At 64.6% G+C, this 26,179-nt stretch carries 24 protein-coding genes; 4 read left to right on the top strand and 20 right to left on the bottom strand.

Going from position 1 to position 26,179, the window contains the following annotated elements:
- Positions 1 to 124: 124 nt before the first annotated feature.
- Genes AABA86_RS26025 through glpD form a run of 6 tightly spaced genes read right to left on the bottom strand, consistent with a single transcriptional unit; the run spans position 125 to position 5,895 of the window.
- The gene (locus AABA86_RS26025; protein ID WP_212249252.1) at positions 125 to 454 is read right to left on the bottom strand and encodes a DUF2160 domain-containing protein; all 330 of its coding nucleotides are present in this window, start codon (positions 452 to 454) and stop codon (positions 125 to 127) included.
- Positions 455 to 464: 10 nt separating this feature from the next.
- Positions 465 to 1,271, bottom strand: coding sequence for a carbohydrate ABC transporter permease (locus AABA86_RS26020; protein WP_194406557.1), 807 nt, complete (start codon positions 1,269 to 1,271; stop codon positions 465 to 467).
- The gene (locus tag AABA86_RS26015) at positions 1,271 to 2,173 is read right to left on the bottom strand and encodes a carbohydrate ABC transporter permease (RefSeq protein ID WP_212249251.1); all 903 of its coding nucleotides are present in this window, start codon (positions 2,171 to 2,173) and stop codon (positions 1,271 to 1,273) included. The genes AABA86_RS26020 and AABA86_RS26015 overlap by 1 nt, the downstream gene beginning before the upstream one ends.
- Positions 2,173 to 3,258 carry an ABC transporter ATP-binding protein gene (locus AABA86_RS26010; protein WP_338308899.1) on the bottom strand — a complete coding sequence of 362 codons (1,086 nt, stop codon included), beginning with the start codon at positions 3,256 to 3,258 and terminating at the stop codon, positions 2,173 to 2,175. The genes AABA86_RS26015 and AABA86_RS26010 overlap by 1 nt, the downstream gene beginning before the upstream one ends.
- 13 nt (positions 3,259 to 3,271) lie before the next feature.
- Complete coding sequence (locus AABA86_RS26005; protein WP_212249249.1) at positions 3,272 to 4,348, bottom strand: ABC transporter ATP-binding protein; 1,077 nt, start codon at positions 4,346 to 4,348, stop codon at positions 3,272 to 3,274.
- Positions 4,345 to 5,895, bottom strand: coding sequence for a glycerol-3-phosphate dehydrogenase (gene glpD, locus AABA86_RS26000; protein ID WP_338308898.1), 1,551 nt, complete (start codon positions 5,893 to 5,895; stop codon positions 4,345 to 4,347). The genes AABA86_RS26005 and glpD overlap by 4 nt, the downstream gene beginning before the upstream one ends.
- A gap of 231 nt (positions 5,896 to 6,126) precedes the next feature.
- Here glpD and AABA86_RS25995 point away from each other — a divergent pair, with 231 nt between their 5' ends.
- Positions 6,127 to 6,411, top strand: a complete 285-nt coding sequence (locus AABA86_RS25995; RefSeq protein WP_338308897.1) for a type II toxin-antitoxin system Phd/YefM family antitoxin — start codon at positions 6,127 to 6,129, stop codon at positions 6,409 to 6,411.
- On the top strand, positions 6,408 to 6,833 hold the full coding sequence (locus AABA86_RS25990) for a type II toxin-antitoxin system VapC family toxin (RefSeq protein ID WP_338308896.1): 426 nt from the start codon (positions 6,408 to 6,410) through the stop codon (positions 6,831 to 6,833). The genes AABA86_RS25995 and AABA86_RS25990 overlap by 4 nt, the downstream gene beginning before the upstream one ends.
- Before the next feature lie 4 nt (positions 6,834 to 6,837).
- On the opposite strand, the gene AABA86_RS25985 is transcribed toward AABA86_RS25990, so the two are convergent.
- On the bottom strand, positions 6,838 to 7,683 hold the full coding sequence (locus AABA86_RS25985; RefSeq protein WP_212249245.1) for a DeoR/GlpR family DNA-binding transcription regulator: 846 nt from the start codon (positions 7,681 to 7,683) through the stop codon (positions 6,838 to 6,840).
- A gap of 106 nt (positions 7,684 to 7,789) precedes the next feature.
- The gene (locus AABA86_RS25980; protein ID WP_338308895.1) at positions 7,790 to 8,476 is read right to left on the bottom strand and encodes an HAD family hydrolase; all 687 of its coding nucleotides are present in this window, start codon (positions 8,474 to 8,476) and stop codon (positions 7,790 to 7,792) included.
- A gap of 154 nt (positions 8,477 to 8,630) precedes the next feature.
- On the opposite strand from AABA86_RS25980, the gene AABA86_RS25975 reads away from it, so the two are divergent.
- Positions 8,631 to 9,098 (top strand): nuclear transport factor 2 family protein, encoded by a 468-nt coding sequence (locus tag AABA86_RS25975; protein ID WP_338308894.1) that lies wholly within the window; start codon positions 8,631 to 8,633, stop codon positions 9,096 to 9,098.
- Positions 9,099 to 9,342: 244 nt separating this feature from the next.
- On the opposite strand, the gene AABA86_RS25970 is transcribed toward AABA86_RS25975, so the two are convergent.
- From AABA86_RS25970 to AABA86_RS25920, 11 genes are all read right to left on the bottom strand, one after another.
- Positions 9,343 to 9,534: a hypothetical protein gene (locus tag AABA86_RS25970; protein ID WP_338308893.1), complete on the bottom strand. Its 192-nt coding sequence runs from the start codon at positions 9,532 to 9,534 to the stop codon at positions 9,343 to 9,345.
- Positions 9,535 to 9,758: 224 nt separating this feature from the next.
- Positions 9,759 to 10,190: an acyl-CoA thioesterase gene (locus AABA86_RS25965; RefSeq protein ID WP_212249242.1), complete on the bottom strand. Its 432-nt coding sequence runs from the start codon at positions 10,188 to 10,190 to the stop codon at positions 9,759 to 9,761.
- 80 nt (positions 10,191 to 10,270) lie between these two features.
- Positions 10,271 to 11,023, bottom strand: coding sequence for a fatty acid desaturase CarF family protein (locus tag AABA86_RS25960; RefSeq protein WP_338308892.1), 753 nt, complete (start codon positions 11,021 to 11,023; stop codon positions 10,271 to 10,273).
- 58 nt (positions 11,024 to 11,081) lie between these two features.
- Positions 11,082 to 13,178: a 3-hydroxyacyl-CoA dehydrogenase NAD-binding domain-containing protein gene (locus tag AABA86_RS25955; protein ID WP_338308891.1), complete on the bottom strand. Its 2,097-nt coding sequence runs from the start codon at positions 13,176 to 13,178 to the stop codon at positions 11,082 to 11,084.
- Positions 13,179 to 13,180: 2 nt separating this feature from the next.
- Positions 13,181 to 14,464 (bottom strand): acetyl-CoA C-acetyltransferase, encoded by a 1,284-nt coding sequence (locus AABA86_RS25950; RefSeq protein ID WP_338308890.1) that lies wholly within the window; start codon positions 14,462 to 14,464, stop codon positions 13,181 to 13,183.
- Positions 14,464 to 16,731 carry an acyl-CoA dehydrogenase gene (locus AABA86_RS25945; protein WP_338308889.1) on the bottom strand — a complete coding sequence of 756 codons (2,268 nt, stop codon included), beginning with the start codon at positions 16,729 to 16,731 and terminating at the stop codon, positions 14,464 to 14,466. The genes AABA86_RS25950 and AABA86_RS25945 overlap by 1 nt, the downstream gene beginning before the upstream one ends.
- Before the next feature lie 178 nt (positions 16,732 to 16,909).
- Positions 16,910 to 17,533: a flavin reductase family protein gene (locus AABA86_RS25940; RefSeq protein ID WP_212249237.1), complete on the bottom strand. Its 624-nt coding sequence runs from the start codon at positions 17,531 to 17,533 to the stop codon at positions 16,910 to 16,912.
- Positions 17,534 to 17,614: 81 nt separating this feature from the next.
- Positions 17,615 to 18,214, bottom strand: coding sequence for a TetR/AcrR family transcriptional regulator (locus tag AABA86_RS25935; RefSeq protein WP_212249236.1), 600 nt, complete (start codon positions 18,212 to 18,214; stop codon positions 17,615 to 17,617).
- Positions 18,215 to 18,248: 34 nt separating this feature from the next.
- Positions 18,249 to 21,386, bottom strand: coding sequence for an efflux RND transporter permease subunit (locus tag AABA86_RS25930; protein WP_212249235.1), 3,138 nt, complete (start codon positions 21,384 to 21,386; stop codon positions 18,249 to 18,251).
- Positions 21,387 to 21,569: 183 nt separating this feature from the next.
- The gene (locus tag AABA86_RS25925; protein ID WP_338308888.1) at positions 21,570 to 22,676 is read right to left on the bottom strand and encodes an efflux RND transporter periplasmic adaptor subunit; all 1,107 of its coding nucleotides are present in this window, start codon (positions 22,674 to 22,676) and stop codon (positions 21,570 to 21,572) included.
- Between the two features lie 248 nt (positions 22,677 to 22,924).
- Positions 22,925 to 24,256: an MFS transporter gene (locus AABA86_RS25920; protein WP_338308887.1), complete on the bottom strand. Its 1,332-nt coding sequence runs from the start codon at positions 24,254 to 24,256 to the stop codon at positions 22,925 to 22,927.
- 79 nt (positions 24,257 to 24,335) lie between these two features.
- On the opposite strand from AABA86_RS25920, the gene AABA86_RS25915 reads away from it, so the two are divergent.
- The gene (locus tag AABA86_RS25915; protein WP_212249232.1) at positions 24,336 to 24,782 is read left to right on the top strand and encodes a ribosomal maturation YjgA family protein; all 447 of its coding nucleotides are present in this window, start codon (positions 24,336 to 24,338) and stop codon (positions 24,780 to 24,782) included.
- Between the two features lie 91 nt (positions 24,783 to 24,873).
- On the opposite strand, the gene AABA86_RS25910 is transcribed toward AABA86_RS25915, so the two are convergent.
- Positions 24,874 to 26,040, bottom strand: coding sequence for a winged helix-turn-helix domain-containing protein (locus AABA86_RS25910; protein WP_212249231.1), 1,167 nt, complete (start codon positions 26,038 to 26,040; stop codon positions 24,874 to 24,876).
- Positions 26,041 to 26,179: the final 139 nt, after the last annotated feature.

Raw genomic sequence — 26,179 nt, 5'->3', positions numbered from 1 at the left:
AAAGCTATTCTTGGTCAATGGACCTTTCCTTCTCCTAAACTGTCGCATGTTGTTCCTCCGTTGCAGCGACAAACTTTTATACAGACCCGGATTGCCCCCGGATCTGGCCGTCCCTTCGCGAGCTTCAGACCGTGCGAAAAATGAGCACGGCCGTGACCAGCGAAATTCCACTTGCGAGCCACAGGCGCGAGATTTCAACGCCCTCCTCGCCGATCGGCAGCATTGCGATCGCATCGGTGCCGAAGAAGCCGATCCAGAGAAGGTGGATGACCGCCGCTGATATCAGCGAAATGAACAGGCGGTCGCCGCGCGTGGTCGGAATTCGGAGCACGCCGACGCGCTCGGCTTCGGGATAGACCGCCGCAAGCCACGTCATCACGGCGAGCGTGCAGGCGAGCGCGGCGAAGAAGATCGCCGTCGGCAGCGTCCAAGCCATCCATGCGATCGATTCCATTGATGCCTCCTCAGACGCGACCGAGCGCAAAACCGCTCGCGATGTAGTTGCGGACGAACCAGATCACGAGCGCACCCGGGATGATGGTGAGCACGCCGGCCGCTGCCAAGAGGCCCCAGTCCATGCCCGACGCCGACACCGTGCGGGTCATGATCGCGGCGATCGGCTTGGCCGACACCGAGGTCAGCGTGCGCGCAAGCAGAAGCTCGACCCAGGAGAACATGAAGCAGAAGAAGGCGGCGACACCGATGCCGCTCGCGATCAACGGCACCAGGATCTTGATGAAGAAGCGAGGGAAGGAATAGCCGTCGAGGAAGGCGGTCTCGTCAATCTCGCGCGGGACGCCGGAGACGAAGCCCTCGAGGATCCACACCGCCAGCGGCACATTGAAGATGCAATGCGCGAGCGCGACCGCCCACGGCGTATCGAACAGGCCGATCGCCGAATAAAGGTTGAAGAACGGCAGCGCGTAGACCGCGGCCGGCGCCATGCGGTTCGACAAGAGCCAGAAGAACAGATGCTTGTCGCCGAGGAAGCGGTAGCGCGAGAACGCATAGGCCGCGGGCAGCGCCACCGAGATCGAGATGATGGTGTTGAGGACGACGTATTCCAGCGAGTTGATGTAGCCGGAATACCAGCTCTCGTCGGTGAAGATGCGCTTGTAGTGCTGCAGCGTCGGCGTGTGCGGCCACAGCGTCATCGTCGAGACGATCTCGGCGTTGGTCTTGAAGCTCATGTTGACGAGCCAATAGATCGGCAGCAGCAGGAAGATCAGGAACAGCCCCATGATGAGGCGACGGCCGGGAATCGAATGCATCAGGCGGCTCCTTCCTGGGGCTTCCGCTCGGCGCCGGCATTGGTCATGACGGTGTAGAAAATCCAGCAGACGATCAGGATGATCAGGTTGTAGACCAGCGACAGCGCCGCGGCCTTGCCGAGATCGAACTGGCCGAGCGCGATCTTGACGAGCTCGATCGACACGAAGGTGGTGGAATTGCCGGGCCCGCCGCCGGTGACGACGAACGGCTCGGTGTAGATCATGAAGCTGTCCATGAAGCGCAGCAGCACCGCGATCAGCAGCACGCGGTTCATCTTCGGCAGCTGGATCGCCTTGAACACGGCCCAGCGCGAGGCACCGTCGATCTGGGCGGCTTGGTAATAAGCCTCCGGGATCGACTTCAGGCCGGCATAGCAAAGCAGTGCGACGAGGCTGGTCCAGTGCCAGACGTCCATCACGATGACGGTGACCCAGGCGTCGATGTCGTTGGAGACGTAATTGTAGTCGATCCCAATGGCATTGAGGACATAGCCGAGCAAGCCGATGTCGGGTCGGCCAAAAATCTGCCAGATCGTGCCGACCACGTTCCACGGAATCAAAAGCGGCAGCGCGAGGATGACGAGGCAGGCCGCCACCGTCCAGCCCTCGCGCGGCATCGACAGCGCGACGACGATGCCGAGCGGCACCTCGATCGCGAGGATCACCAGCGAGAAGAACAGATTGCGTCCGAGCGAAGCCAGGAAGCGACCGCCGAGATCGGTCGAGGGATCGAGCAATTCCTTGAACCAGCCGACGCCGTTCCAGAAGAACTGGTTGTTGCCGAAGGTGTCCTGCATCGAATAGTTCACCACCGTCATCAGCGGCAGCACCGCCGAGAAGGCGACCACCAGGAACACCGGCAGCACCAGGAACCAGGCTTTTTGGTTGACGATCTTGTCCATCAGGCAGCTCCCTCCACCAGAAGGCTGTCGGCATAGACGTGGACGTGAGACGGATCGAACTTCAATCCGGCCATGCCGTCCGAACTGGTGAATCCGGCGGGTGCGCGCGCGGCGAGCTTGGCTTCGCCGACACGGACGCGCGCGAAGCGGATGCGGCCGAGATCGTCGATGCGCTCGATCTTTGCACCGAGCAGGCCGGGCGCGGGCGCGTCGACCTCCACGAATTCGGGACGGACGCCGATCTCGATCTTCGCCCCCACAGGCAGATTGTCGTAAGCGCGGTTCAGCGCGATGACGTGGCCGTCGATCCTGGCCTCGCGTCCCCTCACCTCCGCCGGCAGGATGTTCATGCCGGGCGAGCCGATGAAGTAACCGACGAAGGTGTGCGCGGGCTTGTCGAACAGCTCGGCCGGGGTGCCGCTCTGCACGACACGACCGTCATGCATGACGACCACGGTGTCGGCGAAGGTCAGTGCCTCGGTCTGGTCGTGGGTGACGTAGATCATCGTGAGGTCGAGCTCGCGATGCAGCGCCTTCAGCTTGGAGCGGAGCTGCCATTTCAGCTCGGGATCGATCACGGTCAGCGGCTCGTCGAACAGCACGGCGGCGACATCGGAGCGCACCAGGCCGCGGCCGAGCGAGATCTTCTGCTTGGCGTCGGCGGTCAGCCGCGTCGCCTTGCGGTTCAGATAGGGCTCGAGATCGAGCAGGCGGCCGATCTCGGCGACGCGCTTGTCGATCTCGGCCTTCGGCACGCCGCGGTTCTTCAGCGGAAACGCCAGATTCTGCCCCACCGTCATGGTGTCGTAGATCACCGGAAACTGGAACACCTGGGCGATGTTGCGCTTCTGGGTTGACAGCGGTGTGATGTCCACCCCGTCGAACTGGATTTTTCCCCGTGACGGCGTGATGATGCCGGAGATGACGTTGAGCAGCGTGGTCTTGCCGCAGCCGGATGGGCCGAGCAGCGCATAGGCGCCGCCCTGCCGCCAGGTCATGGTCACCGGCTTCAGCGCAAAGCTGTCCTGCGGCGCATCATTGCCGCCGTAGGAGTGGGCGAGATCGACGAGGTCAATGCGAGCCATGGCGCATCTCCTCCTACGATCCAGGTGCTGCGACCAGCCGGTCGGCAGCATCGAACACAAAAACATCGTTGGGATCGAGCACGGCGTCGAGCGTCTGGCCGGGCTCGAATTCGTGCACGCCGTGCAGCACCGCCACCCAGTTCGATCCGTCGCGGGTCAGATGCACGAAACTCTCCGAACCGGTGATCTCGGTCACCGTGACAGTGGCATGGAAGGCATGGCGATCAGCCTCGCCATTGGCGAGCGCGAGCTGATGCGCGCGAAACCCGACGCGATAGGCGCCGTCGGCCAGCGATGAATAGAGGCCGGATGCAGGCGACGCCGCGCCTCCAGCATATTGCACGGAGCCGTTCTTCTTCTCGATGCCGACGAGGTTGAGCGGCGGATCAGAAAAAACCTGCGCGACGCGCAAGGTCTGCGGGCGACGATAGACATTGGCGGTCTCGCCGATCTGGAGCGCCTGGCCTTCCCACATGCACACGGTGTTGCCACCGAGCAAAAGCGCCTCGGTCGGCTCGGTCGTGGCATAGACGAAGATGGCGCCCGAGGCCTCGAAGATGCGCGGCAGCTCGGCGCGCAGCTCCTCGCGCAGCTTGTAATCGAGATTGGCGAGCGGCTCGTCGAGCAGCACCAGGTCGGCGCCCTTGACCAGCGCCCGCGCGATCGCGGTGCGCTGCTGCTGGCCGCCGGAGAGCTTGAGTGGTGTGCGCTTCAGGAACGGCTCGAGCCTGAGCAGTTTTGCGGCCTCCGCCACGCGCGCCTCGATCTCGTCGCGCGGCTTGCCCTGCACGCGCAACGGCGAGGCGATGTTCTCGTAGACCGTGAGCGAGGGGTAGTTGATGAACTGCTGGTAGACCATCGCGACCGAGCGCTGGCGCACGTCGGCTCCGGTGACGTCCTTGCCGTTGACCAGCACCTTGCCCGATGTCGGCTTGTCGAGGCCGGCGAGCAGCCGCATGATCGAGGTCTTGCCCGACAGCGTCGGCCCGAGCAGCACGTTCAGCGTGCCGCTCTCGAGCGTCAGCGAGACGTCGCGGATATGCTGGACCCCTTCGACGGTCCGGGTCACGTGATCGAGCGTCACGGTCATGAGCGTCCTCCCGCTTCCAGCAGAGGACTTTGCGGCACGGCGTGGGTCCTGATCCAGTCGTCAAGCGCAGCAATCTCATCGGCAGATAGTCGCAGGCCGAGCTTGGAACGGCGCCAGACGACGTCCTCGGCGGTCACGGCCCATTCATTGGCCATGAGGTAGCGGACCTCGCGCTCGGTCAGCGTCGCGCCAAAAGCCTGGCCGAGATCGGCCGATGATTTGGCATCGCCGAGCAGCTTGATGGCCTTGGTGCCATAGGCGCGCGCGAGCCGTCTGGCGTGCTCATGGCTGAGGAAGGGATAACCGCGCTGCAGCTCGGCGATCAGGCCGTCGATGTCGGACACATTCATGTCGCCGCCGGGCAGCGGCCATTTGCCAGTCCACCCTTCCCGCGCTTTTGCGCTGCGAAGATACGGCGCGAGCCGCTCCAGCGCCTCCTCGGCAAGGCGGCGATAGGTGGTGATCTTGCCGCCATAGATCGACAGCAGCGGCACGCCGCCGGGCGTGTCGAGCTCGAATACGTAGTCGCGCGTCGCGGCCTTGGCTTCGCTGGCGCCGTCGTCATAGAGCGGCCGCACGCCGGAATAGGTCCAGACCACGTCGTCCGGTGTCACGGGCTTTGCCAGATATTCGCTCGCCGCAGTGCAGAGATACTGGATCTCCTCGGCCGTCGCCTTCACCTTGGAGGGATCGCCGTCATAATCGCGATCCGTGGTGCCGATCAGGGTGAAATCGTCCTGGTAGGGAATCACGAAGATGATGCGGCCGTCCGCGTTCTGGAACATGTAGGCGCGGTCGTGGTCGTAGAGCTTCCTGACCACGATGTGCGAGCCCTGCACCAGGCGCACCTTGGCTTTCGCGTTGACGCCGGCGCCGCGGCCGAGCACGTCCTCGACCCAGGGGCCGCCGGCATTGACCAGCGCGCGGGCCTGGATCTGCGACCGCTCACCGGTCAGCGTGTTGACCATGCTCACGGTCCAGAGGCCGTCGGATTGCTTGATATCCGTCGCGCGGGTGCGGGTTCGGATCTCGGCGCCCTTGTCGGCGGCATCGCGCGCGTTGAGCACGACGAGGCGGGCGTCGTCGACGAAGCAGTCGGAATATTCGAAGGCGCGGGAGTAGCGATTCGGGATCAGCGGCTTGCCGACCTCGTCACGCCGGAGATCGACCGAGCGGGTCGCCGGCAAGAGATGGCGGCCGCCGATATGATCATAGAGGAAGAGGCCGAGCCGCAGCAGCCAGGCGGGACGCAGGCCGGCGTGATGCGGCAACACGAAACGCAAGGGGCGGATGATGTGGGGCCCGATGCCCCAGAGGATCTCGCGCTCGATCAGCGCCTCACGGACCAGGCGAAACTCGTAATATTCGAGATAGCGCAGGCCGCCATGGACCAGCTTGGTCGACCAGGACGATGTCCCGCTCGCCAAATCGTTCATTTCGCACAGGAAAACAGTGTTGCCACGGCCCACTGCATCGCGCGCGATGCCGCAGCCATTAACACCGCCTCCAATGATGGCGAGGTCGAAAATACGCTCCAACAGACGCATCCCCCGGCGACCGCTCGTTCCGTCGAGCGGTTACTTTCGTTTTTGATTAGATCACACCGAAAAACGAAAGCAAGACGAAAGAGAGGAGGAGGGAAGTGAAAGCGAAAGTTTTCTGCAGGCAATCAGACGAGGAAATGAGCAGCTTGGACGGCAATTCCGAAAGCAACCGCAAGCTTGAACGGCTAACCACGCTGAATTATAGTCATAATAGTCATCTTGGTTCCCGCTCGCATGGCCGACCGCAATACTGCACCCGATACGCTTCCAACTGATGACACCTGGACGCTTGCCAACGCCAAGGCACGACTGTCCGAGGTGATCGACCGCGCCCAAACGGGCCCGCAAGTCATCACCCGACATGGCAGGCCCAATGCGGTCGTCGTTTCCGCCGAGGAATGGGCGCGCAAGACCGCGCGCAAAGGCACGCTGGCTGAATTCCTGCTGGCCTCGCCGCTTCGCGGCGCCGACCTCGCGCTTGACCGCGTGCACGCCGCGCCACGCGACGAGGTGCCGTGAACCTCCTGCTCGACACCAACGTGCTGTCGGAAATTCAGCGGCCCGCGCCGTCGCCGAAAGTTCTGACGTGGCTGGATACGGTCGATGAGGATCGTACGTTCATCAGCGTCGCGTCGATCGCCGAGCTTCGCCGCGGCATCGCATTGCTGGAGGACGGCCGCCGGCGCACAGCGCTCGCCGCCTGGCTCGCCCATGATCTGCCGTCGCGGTTCGCAGAACGCGTGCTGCCGATAGATCACGCAGTCGCCGAGCGCTGGGGCGATTTGATGGCGCAGAGCCGCAGAAGCGGCGTCGCACTGTCTGTCATGGACGGCTTCTTTGCGGCGACCGCGCTCGCGAACAGCCTCACGCTCGTCACGCGCAACGTGAAGAATCTTGCCGCGTTCGGCGTCCCGCTGCTCAATCCGTGGGACGACGTCTAAGCCCCTATCGCAGCCGCACCACCGGCGCGGCTTCGGGCGCGGCATCCTGAGCGTCGGCCGGCGCATCGTCGATGTCCGCCCCCTTTGGCATCGCCGCCATCACCTCGATGCCCTTGCTGTGGCAGATCGTGGCGAGACGCTCGGGAAGCTCCTGGTCGGTGACGAAGGTCTGGATCTGGGTCATGTGGGCGATGCGCACCGGCGCGCTGCGGCGGAGCTTGGTGGAATCGGCAACCAGCATCACGCTGCGGGCATTGGCGATGATGGCCTGGGCCACCTGCACCTCGCGATAGTCGAAGTCGAGCAGCGCGCCCTCCTCGTCGATCGCGGACGCGCCGATGATGGCGTAGTCGACCTTGAACTGGCCGATCAGCTGCGTCGCGGTGGAGCCGACCACGGCGCCGTCGGCCCGCCGGACCGTGCCGCCGGCGACCACCACCTCGATGCGGGGATGACGGTAGAGCAGCATCGCGACATTGAGATTGTTGGTGATGACGAGGAGATCCTCGTGCGAGGTCAGCGCGCTCGCGACCTCCTCCGTCGTGGTGCCGATATTGATGAAGAGCGAGCATCCGTTCGGGATCAGCGAGGCGGCCGCGGCTCCGATCGCCTTCTTTTCGTCGGCGGCGACGAAGCGCCTCGCCTCATAAGCGAGGTTCTCCACGCCGGAGGCGATGATGGCGCCGCCATGGATGCGGGTCAACGACCTCCGCTCGCAGAGATCGTTGAGATCCTTGCGGATGGTCTGCGCCGAGACTTCGAAGCGGCGCGCGAGCTCCTCGACCATGACACGGCCCGAGGCCCGCGCGATGTTGAGGATTTCGGCTTGGCGATGGGTCAGTCCGGTCACGGCAAAAGCCTCAAATCAGGAGAATGCATGGTGCGGCGGTTCGCGCCTTCGGTCAATGCGCGCGCCGATCACGGTTAACTTATGCGGCCCGTCACCACGCCATTTCTTACCAAGTCATGGCGCTGGCGAGACGCGCGAGCAGCTGCGGATCGTCAAAGGCGCTGGCGGACGCGACTGCGCCGGCTGCAACCAGGTCAGCATGGCTGAGGCTGGTCCGGACGCCGATGGTCGGAATGCCGGCCGCCGTGGCCGATTGCACGCCGGTACGGGAGTCCTCGAATGCGATCGAGGCCTCTGCGCTCGCACCGACGAAACGCAGCCCTTCCTGATAGGGCAGCGGATGCGGCTTGCCGTGCGGCAGCTCGGCGCCGATCACGAGCGCCTTGAAACGATGCGTGATGCCAAGGCCCGAGAGCAGCAGCTCGGCGTTGAGACGCGGCGCGTTGGTCACGGCCACCATGGGAATGCCGGCCGCATCCGCCCGGTCGAGCAGCGCCATCAGGCCCGGCAGCGGCTCGATCTGCCCGGCCACGAGCGCACGGAAGACTTCCTCCTTCTCATCGAGGATCAGGGCGCGCCGTTCCGGCGCCTCGTCGGGCAGGAATCGCTCACCGATCGACACATTGGCGAAACCTTGCAGCTCTCTGGAGAAGCGCGCGTGATCGAAGACGTGGCCGCGAGGGCCGAGCACCTGGTTGAAGGCCTTCAAGTGCAACGGGTCGGTGTCGGCCAGCGTGCCGTCGATGTCGAACAGCAAAGCCCTGCCCATCGCTTCCGTTTTGGCTTCGATCATTTCCGTACTTTCCCAAATCCGCGGCGAATTGATGCGCGAGACGTATCAATATGGCTTCGACCGCGCAATGACGCATGGACATGACGACGACGTGACACTCGACAAAGCCGCGCGCGGCTGCAACACTCGCCGCAAGATCAAAAAGGAGGAAACGATGACGATCAACCGACGCGATCTGGCTCTCTCGACTCTGGCCGTCTCAGCTCTTGCCGTCTCCGCGCTTGCGCTCACGACACCGGCGCTCGCCGCTTCGGCGGACGAGGACGCCGTGGCGAAGAAGGTCGAGGCCTTCCGCCTCGCCCAGATCGCGGCCGATCCCAAGGCGCTCGGCGCACTGTGCTGGGACGATCTCAGCTACAGCCATTCCAGCGGCAAGGTCGAGGACAAGGCGACCTTCATCGGTAACGCCACCGACGGCAAGTCGAAATTCCTGTCGGTCGACTACAAGGACCCCACGATCAAGGTCGTCGGACCCGCAGCGATCGTGCGCTTCCATTGGATGGCCGAGCAGGAGATGGCGGCCGATGGGAAGAAAGTGTCGACCAACCTTCACATCCTGATGAACTGGCAGAAGCAGGGCGACGAGTGGAGGCTCCTGTCGCGGGCAGCAACGAAGTTGTGATCAACGACGTCATTCCGGGACGCGCCGAAAGGCGCGGGCCCGGAATGCACGTTCGTTAAGGCAAGATAGATTGCAGGCTCGCGCTTCGCGCGCCCCGGAATAACGCGTACGGCGCCTCGCGCCACCTTCTCCCGCCTTCGCCAAGGCTTCGGCGGACATGAGGGGAGAAGGAAGAAAGCAGCAGTATCAAGGGCTGCAAAAAATTCCGACCACGCCTTGCGTGTCAGAAATCACCAGCAGACGCTTACGCCGCTTCCTTCACGTCACCGCTCACCAGCTTGCGCGCGGCGCGTTCGGCTTCGCGGGCGTTGCGGAAGAGCTGGCCTTCGAGACGGTTGAAGCGGTGGGACGAGGCAAAGAAGCAATAGCCTCCCGAAGAACGAACGACGATACCTGCGGTCTGCGAATTGACTTCGATGATGTAGCTGTCCGGCATGGTCCGTGGATTCCTCAGTGCGGGCAAATAACGACACTCCTGCCCAAAGGTTCCCAGGCATTTTGAGGCCGCTTCCACCCCGAATCGACACGCAATTGAGTACGCCGAGACCTCATCCGTTTTATGACTGGTTCTTGACTGGTTCTTGGCGAAGCCACGGCGCGATGACTCACGCGCGCCGCGTTTGGCGACACCGCGCGCCTGGGGCAGAGCGTCGCGCGCGATTACGTCGCGATCGCTGCGTCGGCGGAGCGAACCGCCTGCGGGCGGCCGTGCTCGTCGATCGAGACGTAGGTGAAGTTGCCGTCGGTGACGAGGAACGGATGCTCCTCCCCGCGGCGCAGCGCCCACGCTTCCAGATGCACGGTGAGCGAGGTGCGGCCCACGCGCACGAGATTGGCGTAGACCGACACGAGATCGCCGACATAGACCGCCTTGCGAAAATTCATCGCCTCGATCGCGACCGTCACGGTGCGCGACTTCGCGGCCTTTGACGCAAACACGCCGCCGCCGACGTCCATCTGGCTCAGCAGCCAGCCGCCGAAGATATCGCCGTTCGCGTTGGTGTCGGCGGGCATCGCCAGCGTACGGATGCAGAGATCGCCGCTCGGCCCGGTGGCGGAGCTGATAGGGGCGTGGACGTGCGTGTTGGTCATATGGTTGATCTCCCGCGGCTCTCGGGTCTGGATACAAAGCCGCGGCGCTTTGCGCAACATCGACACGAGACAGGCTTGCGCTATCCAATCGGCCGCGGCGACCCGACGAAGATTCCGGTATCGTTCAATTTCCGTTGCCACTCCGCATCGTCGGCCCGCGGCGCACGTCCGGTCGTTGCCGTTACCAGCCATTCCAGCCTGCTCCATAGCCGGAGACGGTCGCACGGATAATTGGCCCATCCATTGATGACACAATAACGGATGGTGTGGTCACGGTGATGACACCAATGATGCTCGGGTGAGCAGACCAGATGCAGCCGTTGCGCCATGCGCAGGAGCAGCGGGCGGACCGGCCGGTGCGCGAGATTGTGAAAGCTCATGCCAAACAGCATGCAGGTCGCGATCACGAACCAGACGATCATCAGCGCATAGGTGAGCGCGGAAACCGGAAACAACGCCGTGACGGTGGCTGCGACTCCGACCACCGCCGCGCTCGGCGCCGCACCGAGAGACGCCTGGTCGAGGAATCCGTAGAGCAGAACGTGGCCGGGGTGGGTGTGATGCTCCCGCGTGATCGCGATGCCACGGCCGAGCATCCCCTCGTCGAGCCAGGTGTCGACCACCCAATGCACCAGCCCCGAAAAAAGGTCAGCGAGGAAATATCCGGCCAGGAGCGCCACGATCGACCACGGCCAGCGCAATCCCACCGCGGGATAATGCCCGACGAGATAGCCTGCGCAACAAAGGATCACGATGACATCGGCCCCGCAGCACAGCCGCGTGATGATGATCTCGCGCAGGGTCGCATGCTTGAAGAACGGGATCGTCGGCATCGGCGATACTCCCCACGGGCTCCACCACCCGTGATAGCATCTTTTTACCGACGGCCCCCTATTGCAAACTGTCCCAGCCCGCATCCGGCGCGAAGCGTCCGCCGAAGCGCTCGGCGAGCCCGCGCAAGGTGGACACGACATTCTCCACGCCGCGCGTGCGCGCATAGTTCAGCGGGCCGCCGCGGAACGGTGCATAGCCGGTCCCGAAGATCATGGCGCCGTCGACCGCATCGGCATCGTCGACGATGCCTTCACGCAGCGCCGCAACGCAGACATTGGACATCGGCAGCACCAGGCGGTCAATCATCTGGTCGGTGACGCGCGGACCGGTCTCGGGGAGCGGTGGCTTCTCGGCCTTGCCGTCCTTCCAGGTGTAGAAGCCCTTGCCGGTCTTGCGGCCGAGCTCGCCCTTGGCGACTTTCTCGCGCAGCCAGGCCGGCGTCGGCGGCAGGAGATCGCCGAACTTGGTGCGCAGCATGTCGCCGACGTCGAGGCAGATGTCGAGCCCGACCTGATCGGCGAGCTCGATCGGCCCCATCGGCATGCCGAATTGCTCGGCTGCGGCGTCGATCAGGCGCTGGTCGATCTTCTCGTCCAGCATCACCATGGCTTCCAGCATGTAGGGCGTCAGCGCACGGTTGACGAGGAAGCCTGGCGAACTCTTCACGGATAGCGGCAGTCGGTCGATCGCACCGACGAAGGCGAGCGCGTCCTTCAGCACCTGCGGCTCGTTGCCGTCGTGACTGACGACCTCGACCAATTGCAGCCGCGACACGGGGTTGAAGAAATGCAAGCCGACGAGCCGCTCCGGGCGCGCCAGCGTGGTGCGCAGATCCTGAAGCGGAATGCTCGACGTGTTGGTGGCGAGAATCGCGCCGGGCTTCATCCGCGGCTCGAGGCCGGCATAGACCTTCTGCTTGAGTTCGAGCTTCTCCGGCACCGCCTCGATGATGAGATCGGCGTTGCGAACGCCCTCCCCGTCCATGTCGGGGATGAGACGATCGAGCGCGTCGCGCACCTCGGTCGGCTTGCGGATGATCTTGCCGTAGAGCTCGGCGGCGCGCTTCACCGCCGCTGCGATCGGCTCCGCCTTCATGTCGGCGAGCGAGACACGGAGCCCTTGCCCTGCGCACCAGGCTGCGATATCGCCGCCCATGGCGCCGGCGCCGATGACGTGGACGTGCTTGATGGTGTTGCCGCTGCCGGCCGCCTTCTTCATCTGCTCGCGCAGGAAGAACACGCGGATCAGGTTCTGAGCGGTCGGCGTCACCATCAGCTTGGCGAACGAAGCCTGCTCCGCCTTCAGCATCGCGGCCTTGCTGCCGCCATGGGTCTCCCAGAGGTCGATCAGCGCGTAGGGCGCGGGATAGTGTTCGCGGGACGCGGCCTTCGCCGCCTCCGAACGCATGCGCCTGGCCAGGAGACCGCGCACGAAGCCGAAATTGGCTGCACGCGTGAGCAGGCCGGGCTTGGCTCGTGTCAGCCGGCCGAACAATGCGTCCTTCACCGCGCCCCGGACATGCCGCTCCTGCGTCACGGTATCGACGAGGCCGAGCGATCTGGCGCGGCGCGCGTCGATGGTACGGCCGGTCAGCATCAGCGCCATCGACTGGGTCGGATTGACCAGTGCGGTGAAGCGCGCGGTGCCGCCGAGGCCAGGATGCAGGCCGAGCATCACCTCCGGGAAGCCGAAGCGTGCGCCGTCGATGGCGATGCGCGACTGGCAGGCCAGCGCAACCTCGAGCCCACCGCCGAGGCAGAAGCCGTGGATGACCGCGACCGTCGGCAACTTCAAGGCTTCCAGATGGTCGACCACCGCATGTGCGGCGCGGATGCGCGTCTCCACCATCTCAGGATCGGACGCGCCGCGGAATTCATTGACGTCGGCGCCGGCGATGAAACCGGAGGGTTTTGCGGAGCGGATCACAAGGCCGGCCGGGCGTTCGGTCTCGATCGCCGCGAGCACGGCATCGAACTCCTCCATCACATCCGAGGACAGCGTGTTGGCGCTGGCATCGGCGCGGTCGAACAGTAGCCAGGCAACGCCGTCTTCATCTCGCGTCAGCTTGAAGTGCTTGTACGGACTGTCCGTCGCGGGCCTGGGCCCGAGCTCCAGGACGCGGTCACCGAGCGCGGTCATGATCCCTGAATCCATGGTCACACCGCCTCGATCAGCATGGCACCGCCGAGCCCGCCACCAATGCATTCGGTGGCAATTCCGCGCCGCGTGCCAAGCCGCTTCATCGCGTTGACGAGATGCAGGACGATGCGGTTGCCGGAGGTGCCGACGGGGTGTCCAAGCGAGATGGCGCCGCCATCGACGTTGAGCTTGTCGCGGTCGATCTCGCCGGCCGCGCCTTCGAGACCGAGGATCTCGCGGCAGAATTTGTCGTCGTTCCAGGCCGCAAGGCAGCCGAGCACCTGGGTGGCAAAAGCCTCGTTCAGCTCCCAGGTCTCCACGTCCTTGATGGTGAGGCCGTTGCGCTGAAGCAGAGGCGTCGCTGACATCACCGGACCGAGGCCCATGATGCTGGGGTCGAGCGCGGCCCAGTTACTGTCGACGATCGCAGCCTTCGGCGTCAGCTTGTGCTTTGCGACAGCCGCGTCGGAAGCCAAAATCACCCAGGAAGCGCCATCGGTGATCTGCGAGGAATTGCCGGCGGTGACTTGTCCCCACGGGCGCTCGAACACCGGTCGGAGCTTTGCCAGCGTCTCCGCCGTCGAGTCCGGACGCACGCCGTCGTCGTGGTCGAAGAATTTTCCATTACGGGAGAACGCGGTCTCGACTTCGCCCTTCAGATAGCCCGCGCCTTGCGCATGCGCGAGCCGGCGATGGCTCTCGGCAGCATAGGCGTCCGACTGGGCGCGGGTAATGCCGAAGAGATGGCCGACGACCTCGGCGGTCTGACCCATATTCAGATCGGTGACGGGATCGGTCAGCCCGCGCTCGAGGCCTATGATCGGCTTCAGGTCGCGCGGGCGCAGCTTGAACGCGGCGGCAAGCTTCGCGGCCATGCCCCTGGCGGTGGCAAGGCCGGCGAACCAGCGCACGCCGGAGTTCGGCCAAACCAGCGGCGCATGGCTGAGCGCCTCGGTCCCCCCGGCGAGGATCATGTCGGCATGGCCTTCGCGGATGTAGCGGTAGGCGGTGTCGATCGACTGCATGCCGGAGCCGCAATTGATCTGCACGGTGAAGGCGACCATGTCCTCGCCCATGCCGAGCCGGAGCGCCGCAACACGGGCCGGATTCATTTCGTCCGCGATCACGTTGACGCAGCCGAGGATGACCTGGTCGAAGCTATCAGGCGCGAACGGCTGGCGCGCCAACAGCGGCCGTCCGCATTGCACGGCAAGATCGACCGGCGTGAACGGCCCCGGCCCCGAGCGCGCTTTCAGAAATGGTGTCCGGCTGCCGTCGACGATGAAAACCGGTCGTGCCATCAGCTCGCTGCCCTCTGTTCACCGAGTTCCTGGAAGAACTGATGCACGTTGACCGTTTTCTTGTAAATCGGCGACAGCGCCTCCGGCGCAAAATCGTCGACTTCAATCACCTTTGTGACGGCTTCGCGGGCCGCGGCCAGCTGCTCGCCTTCGAGCTGTGTGATCACACCCTTTGTAACAGCCTCCTTGCAGTCGCTTATATGCGCGGCACGCATCCGCTTGGCGATCGCGTCCGTGCCTGCGACCAGCTTGAACGCGCGCTCCAGCCGGGCATAACCACCATCGTCATCGACATGGGCAATATCCGGCGTGAGGCGCTCTCGCGCGGCCGAGGGCTCGAGCACGAGGCTCGCACATTGGTGCACGACGCGGTCGGAGGGGCCGAGCACGCGGGCCCCGAACGGCTGGACCACGAGCTTGAGGACAGCAGCGACGAAGCGACTGGGCAGATTGGCGAGGATTTCGGCAAACCGGTTCTCGATCGTCCTGAAGCCCGTCGCCATGCACCATTCGAGCGCGGCAAAGTCTTCCTTCTGCCGGCCCTCGTCCTGCCACCGCTTCAGCGCCGCCGAGAGCAGGTACAGCTCGGAGAGAATGTCGCCGAAGCGGGCCGACAGCATCTCCTTGCGCTTCAGCGCGCCGCCGAGGGTCAGCAGCGCCATGTCGGCACAGAGTGCAAACGCAGCGGAATAGCGCGAGAGCTGGCGATAGAACGGCGTGGCATCGCCCGCGTCAGGCGCCAGCGCGAAGGCACCGAAGGTCCAGCTGCGGCCGAAGGCACGGAACAGGGTGCGGAGGCTATGGCTGACATGTTTCCAGAACGCCTTGTCGAACGCGGTCAGCCCGCGCTCGCGATCGGTATCGGCCAGCGCGTTCATCTCGTCGAGCAGGTAGGGATGCGCGCGGATGGCGCCCTGCCCGAACACGATGAGATTGCGGGTCAGGATGTTGGCGCCCTCAACCGTAATCCCCACCGGCACGGCGCGGTGGAGATTGCCGAGATAGTTTTGCGGACCGTCGATCACGGCCTTGCCGCCATGGATGTCCATGGCGTCGTCGATCGCGGTGCGCATCCGCTCGGTGGCGTGCAGCTTCATGATGCCGGAGATGACGGCGGGATGGACGCCGGCATTCAGCGCCGCGCAGGTCAGCCGCCGCGCCGCATCCAGCTGGTAGGCGGTCGCGACGATACGCGCGAGCGGCTCCTCGACACCTTCGAATTTGGAGATCGAGATGCCGAACTGCTCGCGGATGCGGGCATAGGCACCGGTGGTGCGCGCGGCGTAGGCGGCACCCGCAGCAGAAAGCGATGGCAGCGAGATGCCGCGGCCGGCGGCGAGCGCGGTCATCAACATCTTCCAGCCTTGCCCCAGCCGCTCCTTGCCGCCGATGACGTAGTCGAGCGGAATGAAGACGTCGCGGCCCCGGTTCGGGCCGTTCTGAAACACCTGCATCGACGGCAGATGGCGATGACCGATCTCGACGCCGGGCAGATGGGTCGGGATCAGTGCCACGGTGATGCCGAGCTCCTCCTGGTCGCCCACGAGGTGGTCGGGATCGTAGGCCTTGAAGGCGAGGCCCAGCAGCGTCGCGACAGGGCCGAGCGTGATGTAGCGCTTGTGCCAATTGAGCCTGAGGCCGACGACCTCGCGGTCCTCGAAGGTGCCCTTGCAGATGATGCCGGTGTCGACCATCGAAGCCGCGTCGGAACCGGCTTCCGGGCTGGTGAGGCCGAAGCAGGGAATGTCGCGGCCGTCGGCGAGGCGCGGCAGCCAGCGCGCCTGCTGCTCCTTCGTGCCGAAGCGCATCAGGAGCTCGCCCGGCCCGAGCGAGTTCGGCACCATGACCGTCACCGCCGCGGCGATCGAGCGGGTCGATATCTTGCGCACCACCTCCGAATGGGCATAGGGCGAGAAGCCGAGGCCGCCGAACTCCTTCGGAATGATCATGCCGAAGAATTTTTCGCGCTTGACGAAGTGCCAGACGTCCGGCGGCAGGTCGCGCCATTCCCAGAAGATCTTCCACTCGTCGAGCATGGCGCAGAGCTCGTCGACGGGGCCGTCGAGGAAGGCCCGCTCCTCCTCGGTCAATTTGGCCGGCGCAATTTTCAGCAGCTTCGACCAATCAGGGTTGCCGGTGAACAGATCGGCATCCCACCAGACGTCGCCAGCCTCCAGCGCCTCGCGCTCGGTGTCGGACATCGCCGGCAGCACGCCGCGAGCCCAGGAGAAGATCGGTTTTGTCAGGGTGTCGCGGCGGAAGCTCATGGCGGACCTCATGCATCGGCGCGGTTGTCGGGCATTTTAGCGGAAAGTGTGCGGCGAAGGTGAAGACTTCGCCTGCGACATTGACGCGGCCGGGCGGCCGCCCCGGGGCCATAACGGCCGGGGTGCGGGGGCAGTTCCGGGAGGGAATGGCTGCTACAGGGCTACGGGGCGCGACCGATCAATCCGGCCGCACCATCTCGAACATGTTTTCCGGCTTGATCTCGAAATAATCTCCGCGGCGGCCGGCGCGGACGATCGGGCGGGCGGCGGCAGTCTGGTAGACGCCGTCCTTGATCATGGCCTTGTCGATGTGCACGGCGACGACCTCGCCCAGCGTCAGCCAGGCGTCGGCCTCCTTGCCGTCGGCGCCTTTGAGACGGACGATGTCGGACACCTTGCACTCGAAGGCGACCGGGCTCTCGCCGACACGCGGCACGTTGACGAGCTTGCCGGGCACGGCGGTGAGGCCCGCGATCTCGAACTCGTCGACCTCAGGGCCGACATGCGCGGCGGTCGCGTTCATGTGCTTGGCGAGGTCCATGGTGGCGAGATTCCAGACGAACTCGCCGGTCTGCTGGATGTTCTCCACCGTATCCTTCCAATTGGTGGAGGAGAAGCCGATGATCGGCGGCACGTAACAGAAGGCATTGAAGAAGCTGTAGGGCGCGAGATTGACGTGACCCTTGGTATCGCGCGAGGAGATCCAGCCGATCGGCCGCGGCGCGATGATGGCGTTGAAGGGATCATGCTTGAGGCCGTGGCCCTTGGAGGGCTCGTAGAAGTAGAGGTCCTTGTCGGTCACGCTGGCTTTCCCCTGATCGTCATTGCCCGCCATCGTCTGCTGGAGCGGCCGACGCGTTATAGGGGGAAATTCCAACGCCCGTCAGTGGCGCGGCGACAGACCCGCGATGACGAAATCGATCATCTGGTCGATGGTGGGGCCCGGCTTGGTGGCACATTGGGCGATCATCTGGGGGTGGAAGAAGCGCATCATCGCGGTGCAGGAGCACAACGAGGCCAGTTGCAGGTCGCCCGCCTCGAACTCGCCGGAGGCGACGCCTTGCGCGATCATCTGGCCGATCACCCCGGCAATGCACTCCATATGGGAGACACAGACCTCCCAGTCCTCCTGCATCGCGATCTCGACCATCTCGTGCAGCTTGTTGTCGCCGACATAGCGTTCGGTGTTCATGCGATGGATGGTGGTGAGCAGCTCGCGGAAGCGCGGGATCACCGGACCCGGCCTCGCCACGATCCGCTGTGCTTCGAGCTCGACCTCGCCCATCAGGCCCCGCGCCACCGACTGATGGATCGCCTTCTTCGATTCGAAGAAGCGATAGACGTTGGCGGGGCTCATCCTGAGCTCCTTGGCGATGTCCCCGACCGTGGTCTTCTGGTAGCCGATCTGGCGGAACAGCCGCTCGGCCACCTCGAGAATACGATCCCGGGTGTCGCCTTCGATATGTTCCGCAATCAGTGTCATCTGTCAGGACTCGTCAATCAGCACTTCATCTCACTTATTCAGCCGCTTCAGCAAGCGGAATTGCGTGCGGGTCATTGCTCCCATGCTGCGGCGCGGCAGGCTGCTCGGGGGTCCCCGCCTCGTCCAGGCTCTTCCTGAACCACAGCGCGTAGAGGCCCGGCAGGTACAGCAGCGTCAGGAACGTCGCGACGAACAGGCCGCCCATGATGGTGATCGCCATCGGGCCCCAGAAAGCCGAGCGCGACAACGGGATCATGGCGAGGATGGCCGCGAGCGCCGTCAGCACCACCGGACGGGCGCGGCGGACGGTGGCCTCCACGATCGCCTCGCGCCGGGTCAGGCCATGGGAGACGTCGGTCTCGATCTGGTCGACCAGGATGACCGTGTTGCGCATGATCATGCCGGCGAGCGCGATCAGGCCGAGCAGCGCCACGAAGCCGAACGGGGCATTGGCGACGTTGAGGCCGAAGGAGGCGCCGACGATGCCGAGCGGTGCAGTCAGGAACACCAGGATCAGGCGCGAGAAGCTCTGCAGCTGAATCATCAGCAGCGTCAGCATCACCATGACCATCAGCGGGAAGAGGACGAAGATCGAGGCGTTGCCCTTGGCGGATTCCTCGAACGCGCCGCCCGGCTCGATGCGGTAGGCCGGCTCGAGGTGGTCCTTGATCGCCTTCAGCTTCGGCGTGATCTGGCCGGTGACGTCGGGCGCCTGCACGCCGTCGACCACGTCGGAGCGCACGGTGATGGCCATGTCGCGGTTGCGCCGCCACATGATCGGCTCCTCATGGGCATACTCGATCTTGGCGATCTGCTGCAGCGGCACGGCAACGCCGTTGCGCGAGGTGATGGTGAGATCACCGACGCCGCCGAGGTCGAGGCGCTCGGACGGGATCGCACGGGCGACCACGCCGACCTTCTCGATGCCGTCGCGCACGGTCGTGACCTGCGAGCCCGAGATCAGCATCGCGAGCGCCTGCGACACGTCCTGCGGGGTCAGGCCCATGGCGCGGGCACGGTCCTGGTCGACGACGAGCTTGAGGTAAGGCGACTGCTCGTTCCAGTCGAGCTGGACATCCTTGACGCTCTTGTTCTGCCGCATCACGTCGCGGACCTGATAGGCGATCTCGCGCACCTTGTTGGCGTCGGGGCCGATCACGCGGAACTGCACGGGGAAACCGACCGGCGGGCCGAAGTTGAAGCGGTCGACGCGGACGCGCGCCTCGGACAGCATGCCGTCGGCAACCGCGTTCTCGATCTTGGCCTTGACGCGCTCGCGCCCCTCGACGCCCTTGGCGACGACAACGATCTCGGCAAAGGCCTCGTTCGGCAGCTGCGGATTGAGGCCGAGCCAGAATCGCGGCGAGCCCTGGCCGACATAGGACGTATAGGTCTCGATGTCCTTGTCGTCCTTCAGCAGCGTCTCGGCCTTCTTCACCGCCTTCTCGGTGACGTTGAAGGCGGTGCCCTCGGGCAGGCGCAGCTGGAAGAACAGCTCGGGCCGCTCCGACAGCGGGAAGAACTGCTGCTGGACATGGCCGAAGCCGACGACCGAGGCGATGAAGACGCCGACGGTCGCGACCACCACGGTGATGCGGTGGTTGACACACCATTGCACAATGGCGCGCAGGCCCCGGTACATGCGGGTCTCGTAGACCGCGTGCGGATCGTGATTGTGGTGCACCTTGATGTTGGGCAGCAGCATGACGCCGATATAGGGCGTGAAGATCACCGCCACGAACCAGGAGGCGACCAGCGCGATCGCCACGATCCAGAAGATGCTGCCGGCATATTCGCCGACCGCGGAATTGGCAAAGCCGATGGGGAGGAAGCCAGCGGCCGTGACCAGCGTTCCCGTGAGCATCGGAAACGCGGTAGATTCCCAGGCAAACGACGCCGCGCGCATGCGGTCCCAGCCCTGCTCCATCTTCACCACCATCATCTCGACCGCGATGATGGCGTCGTCGACGAGCAGGCCGAGCGCGATGATCAGCGCACCCAGCGTGATGCGGTGCAGATCGAGCGACATCATGTTCATGACGACGAAGACGATGCCGAGCACCAGGGGCACCGACAGCGCGACCACGATGCCGGTGCGCCAGCCGAGCGCCAGGAACGAGACGAACAGCACGATGACGAGGGCTTCCATGAAGGAGTGCACGAACTCGCCGACGGCGTGCTCGACCACCTTGGGCTGGTCGGCAATCAGCTTGACGTCGACGCCCTGCGGCACCGCCTTCATGAACTCGGCCGTCGCCTTCTCGACCTCCTTGCCGAGCTCGAGGATGTTGGCGCCCTTGGCGGTGACGACACCGATGCCGATCGCGGCCTTGCCTTCCTGACGGACGACGAAGCTGGGCGGATCGACATAGCCATGAGTGACGGTCGCGATATCGCCGAGGCGGAACACGCGGCCGTTGCTCTCGACCGGCGTCTCGGCGACGGCCTTGGCACCGTCGAGCGCGCCGGTAACGCGCAGCGGCACGCGCTGCGAGGAGGTTTCCACCGTGCCGGCCGGCGTCACGTTGTTCTGCTTGGCGAGCGAATCGAACAGCGCCTGCGGGGTGATGCCGAGGGTGGCGAGCTTGGCGTGGGAGAACTCGACGAAGATGCGCTCATCCTGGTTGCCGTAGACGTCGACCTTGGTCACGCCCGGCACCTTCAGGAGGCGCTGACGGAATCCTTCCGAGACCTTCTTGAGCTGGGCATAGTCGGCGCCGTCGCCGGTCATCATGTAGAGGATGGAATCGACGTCGGAGAATTCGTCATTGACGACGGGTCCGAGGATGCCGGAGGGCAGCTGGCCCTGCACGTCGACCAGCTTCTTGCGCAGAAGATAGAACAGGTAAGGCACGTCCTTCGGCGGCGTGGAGTCGCGGAAGGTGACCTGGAGCGCGGTAAAGGCGGGCTTGGAATAGGTCTGCACCTTCTCGAAATAGGGCAGCTCCTGGATCTTCTTCTCGATGGGATCGGCGACCTGGGTCTGCATCTCCTGCGCGGTCGCGCCGGGCCAGATCACGGAGACGTTGACCACCTTCACGGTGAAGAACGGATCCTCGGCGCGGCCGAGCTTCTCATAGGAGAAGAAGCCGGCGACGCCGAGCACGAGCATCAGGAAGAGAACCAGCGTCGGATGGCTGACGGCCCAGGCCGAAAGGTTGAAGCGCTTCATCGCTCTCTCCGAAAAGACGATCCAATTGCCAAAAAACGACAGCCACTCTGTTCAAGCCGTCGTCGCGAGGCAGCGAAGCAATCCAGGGGGCTGGGCAGATTCTGGATCGCTTCGCCGCTTCAGCCTTCGCATTTGCGCTCGGGCCGAAACTCGCCTCACACGACGTGACTCGTAAAACGTGACCTAAAACGACAGCGACGAGACGATCCGCACCCGCTGGCCCGGATCGAGCTTCTGCACACCGAGGGCAACGATCTTGGCGCCCTCCTCCACACCGCTGGTGATGACGACGTCGTTGCTCTCGTAGGACTTCACCACCACCGGCTTCAGCGTGACGGAGCCATTGTCGTCGACGACGTAGAAGGAGGGCTTGCCGCCTTCGTTGAACAGCGCCGACAGCGGCAGCCGCGCGACGCGCTCGGTTGCGGCGTCCGACAGCGTCAGCGTCGCGGTCATGCCGAGCGAAACCTTGTCGTCGGCCTCCGGCAGCGAGAACTTTGCAAGATAGGTGCGCGTGGCGGTATCCGCGGTGGGCGCGATCTCGCGCAGCTTGGCCGTATATTTCTTGCCCGGCTCCGACCAAAGAGTGACGCTGGCGGCGCCCGACTTGGCACGTCCGACCAGCGTCTCAGGGATCGCGACGACCGCTTCCTTCTCGGCAAAGCGGGCGACACGGATCGAAGCCTGGCCCGCGGAGACCACCTGGCCGGGCTCGATCAGCGTTGCGGTGACGACGCCTCGGGCGTCGGCGTTGAGCGTCGCGTAGGAAAGGGAATTCTTGGTCAGCTCGACCGAGCGGACGGCACGGTCAAGGCGCGCGCGGGCCTCGTCGGCCGATGCCCGGCTCGAATCCAGCTGCGCGTCCGTGGTCCAGCCCTTGGCTTTCAAATCCTTGGCGCGCTGCTCGGCGGCGGCGGCCTGGGCCAGCACGCCGGTCGCGGCGGTCTGCTCGGCGACGGATTGCTCGGCCTGGAGCTTGAGGTCGACCTCGTCGAGAGTGGCGAGCGGCTGGCCGATTTCGACGGTCTGGCCGACTTCCACAAGGCGCTTGGCGACCTTGCCGGCAACGCGGAAGCCCAGATCGCTCTCGATCCGGGGCCTGACGGTGCCGACGAAGCTGCGCTCCGGCGTCTCGGCATCATAGTGCGCTGTTGCGACCAGAACCGGCCGCGGCGGCTCGGCCTTCTCGGCGACGGTGTCATTGCACCCGGCCAGGCTGGCCGCCATCAGGGCCAGCGACACACCTGCCAACAGCCTGGAATAGCTCGACAAAACCGACCGGACGAACATCGAAGGACACTCCTGCATCTCGAATGAGAGGAATGTCGACTAATCACTGATGAAAGTCAATAATCGTCAGTCATCAGGAATGCGTGATCGTTAAGGGGTCGTAAGGAGCGCTGAACGTCTGCGCCGAAGGTGCTATCGTAGGGTGCGCAAAGCGCAGCGTGCCCGCCACGCCAAATCATTTGGAAAATGGTGGGCACGGCGCGAAGAGCGCCTTTGCCCACCCTACGGAGCCAAAAGGTTAGCCTGCTCTACCGCCCGTGCTCGACAAACTCGTGCTTGCTGTCGTGGCCACCGACGAACACCAGGATGCCGGCGATCAGGGGCAGCACAGCGAGCACCAGCAGGCCGGTCGAGGTCTGGCCGGTGGCTTCCTTGACCCAGCCGATCAAATAGGGCCCGCCGAAGCCGGCGAGGTTGCCGATCGAGTTGATCAGGGCGATGGCGCCGGCCGCGGCCGTGCCCGAGAGCCAGGCGGTCGGCAGCGTCCAGAACACGCCGAAACAGCAGAACACGCCGATCGCGGCCACCGTCAGCACCACCATCGTCATGGTGGGATCGGTGAGGTAGCTGGAGACGGCGAGCGCAACGGCGGTGAGCAGCAGCGGCGCGCCGACATGCTTCACGCGTTCGCGCGTGGCATCGGAGTGCCGCGCCCACAGGATCATGGCGATGGTGCCGAACAGATACGGGATCGCGGTGACGAAGCCGGTCTGCGCGTTGGTCAGCCCGAACGCCTTGACGATCTGCGGCAGCCAGAACTGCATGCCGTAGAGCGCGCCGACGAAACCGAAATAGATCAGGCTGAGCGCGATCACCTTGGGCGAGGACAGCGCCTCGCCGAGCGAGAAATGCTTCACCGCCTGCTTGGCGGCGATTTCCGAATCGAGCTTCGCCTTCAGCCACGCCTTCTGCTCGGCCGACAGCCAATCCGCCTTCTCCGGTCTGTCGGTGAGATAGAACCAGGTGACGATGCCGAGCAGCACCGAGGGAATGCCCTCGATGATGAAGAGCCACTGCCAGCCCTTCAGGCCCATCGCGCCGTCGAGCCCGAGCAGCAGGCCCGAGATCGGCGCACCGATCACGGTCGAGACCGGCACCGCGATGGCGAAGGCCGCAAGGAAGCGGGCGCGATATTCGGCCGGATACCAATAGGTGAGATAGAGGATGATGCCGGGGAAGAAGCCGGCCTCGGCGACACCGAGCAGGAAGCGCAGGACGTAGAAGCTCGTGACACCGCTGACGAGCGCCATCAGGGCGGAGATGATGCCCCAGGTCACCATGATGCGGGCGATCCAGCGGCTGGCGCCGAACTTCTCCAGCGCGAGATTGCTCGGGACCTCGAAGATGAAATAGCCGAAGAAGAAGATGCCGGCGCCCCAGGAGAAGATCAGCGGCGTGAACTTCAGCTCCGCGTTCATGGTCAGCGCGGCGAAGCCGAGATTGACGCGGTCGAGATAGGAGAAGAAGTAGGCCAGCACCAGGAACGGGATCAGGCGCCAGGAGATGGCGCGGATCGTCGAGGTCTCGATTTCCGACTTGGTGGCGCCGGCGGAACCGGCATAGGTCGTGGTCTGGCTCATGGCTTCCCCCCTGGGTTGTTGCTTTTATGGGCTGGTTGCGGTTTTCAGCATCGCGGCCAAAGAGTCAATGGAGCAAGCAATGCACGGGACGCAGCCGGATAAACCTGTTGCGCTGTTACGGACATCGCTGACCCGCGCCGCCCTCGCGCTCGCGATGATCGTCTGCGGATTGTCCCTGCGCTGGTACGGCTTTCCGCTCGGCCTGCCTGCCTTCGTGGTGAAATACGGCGGCTCGCTGCTGTGGGCGACGATGGTGTTTCTGCTGGTCGGGGTTCTGCTGCCGCGGCTGACGCGGACACAGATTGCGGCCATCGCGGCGATGATCGCAGTCGTCGTGGAATTCTCCCGGCTGGTGCATGCGCCCTGGTTCGATGCGTTCCGGCTGACGACAGCCGGCGCACTGCTGCTCGGCCGCATCTTCTCGCTGTGGAATCTGGTGACGTATGCGGTTGGGGTTGCGTTCGGCGTCTGGATCGATCGGCTCGTCGCGGTGCGTAGTCTCGTAGGGTGGGCAAAGGCGCCTTAGCGCCGTGCCCACCATTTCGCTTCGCTTCCAATGATGGTGGGCACGCTTCGCTTTGCCCACCCTACGAGACCGAGACCGTGGCGAAGCGTGCTCACTCCGCCAATTGAAACCGCTCGAAGCGATCGAGCTCGTCCTCGATCTTTTGCTTGAGCTCCTTGCGCCCCGCCGTCTTCTTGCCCTGCCCGACCCAGGTCCATTTCTGCATCAGCAGCTTCTTTGCCTGCCGGTCGGTCTTCAGATCGAGCGCGGCGACGATCTCGTCGCCGACCAGCACCGGCAGCGCAAAATAGCCGAGCTTGCGTTTGGCCTTCGGCACATAGGCCTCGAACAGGTGGTTGTAGCCGAAGATGAGACTGGTGCGCTTGCGCTGGATGATCAGCGGGTCGAACGGCGAGAGGATGTGGACGAGATCAGGTGAGACCGCCTCGCCGTCCACCTCGAGCGCGGCCGGCGCGGCCCAATGCTCCTGCTTGCCGGCGCCGTCGATCGCAACAGGCACGAGCTCGCCGCGGCGGACACGCGAGGCGATCAGGCCGGCCACCGCCTTCTTGCGCGGCGCATCGAGGTGGCAGATCGAATCCAGACTCACCACGCCCTGCGACCGCAACGCGCGATCGAGCAGATAGGTCGTAATCTCCTTGGCCGACGCCGGCCTCGGCAGTGTGTCCCAGCCGAAATGCCGCGTCATCAGCTCATAGGTCTTGAGCATGCCCTGCCGCTCGCTGATGGTCACGGCGCCGGTATAGAAGGCGAGCTGCAAGGCCCGCTTCGAGGGCTTGCGGCTTTGCCACAGATGCTCCTTCTCGGTGAGCACGTCGTCCTCGATGTCGCGGATCGTCAGCGGCGCGGCGCGCACCAGCCGCATCACCTTGCGCGTGTCGGCCGGCTTCACCGAGGCGAACCATTTGTGCCCTTCGCGGCGGTGCTCGCGCATCGCCGGCAGGAAGAAGCGGAAGTCGCCGGCGGGTACGTAGGAGAGCGCGTGCGTCCAATACTCAAACACGCTTCTGTCGACGCTCTGCGCGTGGCGCAGGTCGGCGCGCCGGTAGGACGGGATACGGCTGAACAGGATGTGGTGATGGCAGCGCTCGATGACGTTGATGGTGTCGATCTGCACATAGCCGAGATGAGCGACCGCGTCCGCGACGGCCTGAGCTCCGTCGCCGAACGGCGCGCGCTCATCCAGCCGCTGCGCATGCAGCCAGATCTGCCGGGCCTGTGTCGTGGTGAGGGGGAGCGGTTTGGGCGCGCGTGACATTGCGGGAAGCAATGTAGCGAGATTCGCGCCAAGAGAAAGGAGAAGAGAAAGGAGAAGAGAACGAAGACGGCAAAGGAGCGGTCAGAGAAAAACCGCGCTGCCAGCTGCTGACAGCGCGGCAGGATAGTGGCGCGCCTCG

Source organism: Bradyrhizobium sp. TM233, assembly GCF_036247965.1.
GTDB classification, from domain to species: Bacteria; Pseudomonadota; Alphaproteobacteria; order Rhizobiales; family Xanthobacteraceae; genus Bradyrhizobium; species Bradyrhizobium ottawaense.
Note: the sequence above shows the minus strand (reverse complement) of the source record. Positions and strands in the feature narration are given on the sequence as shown.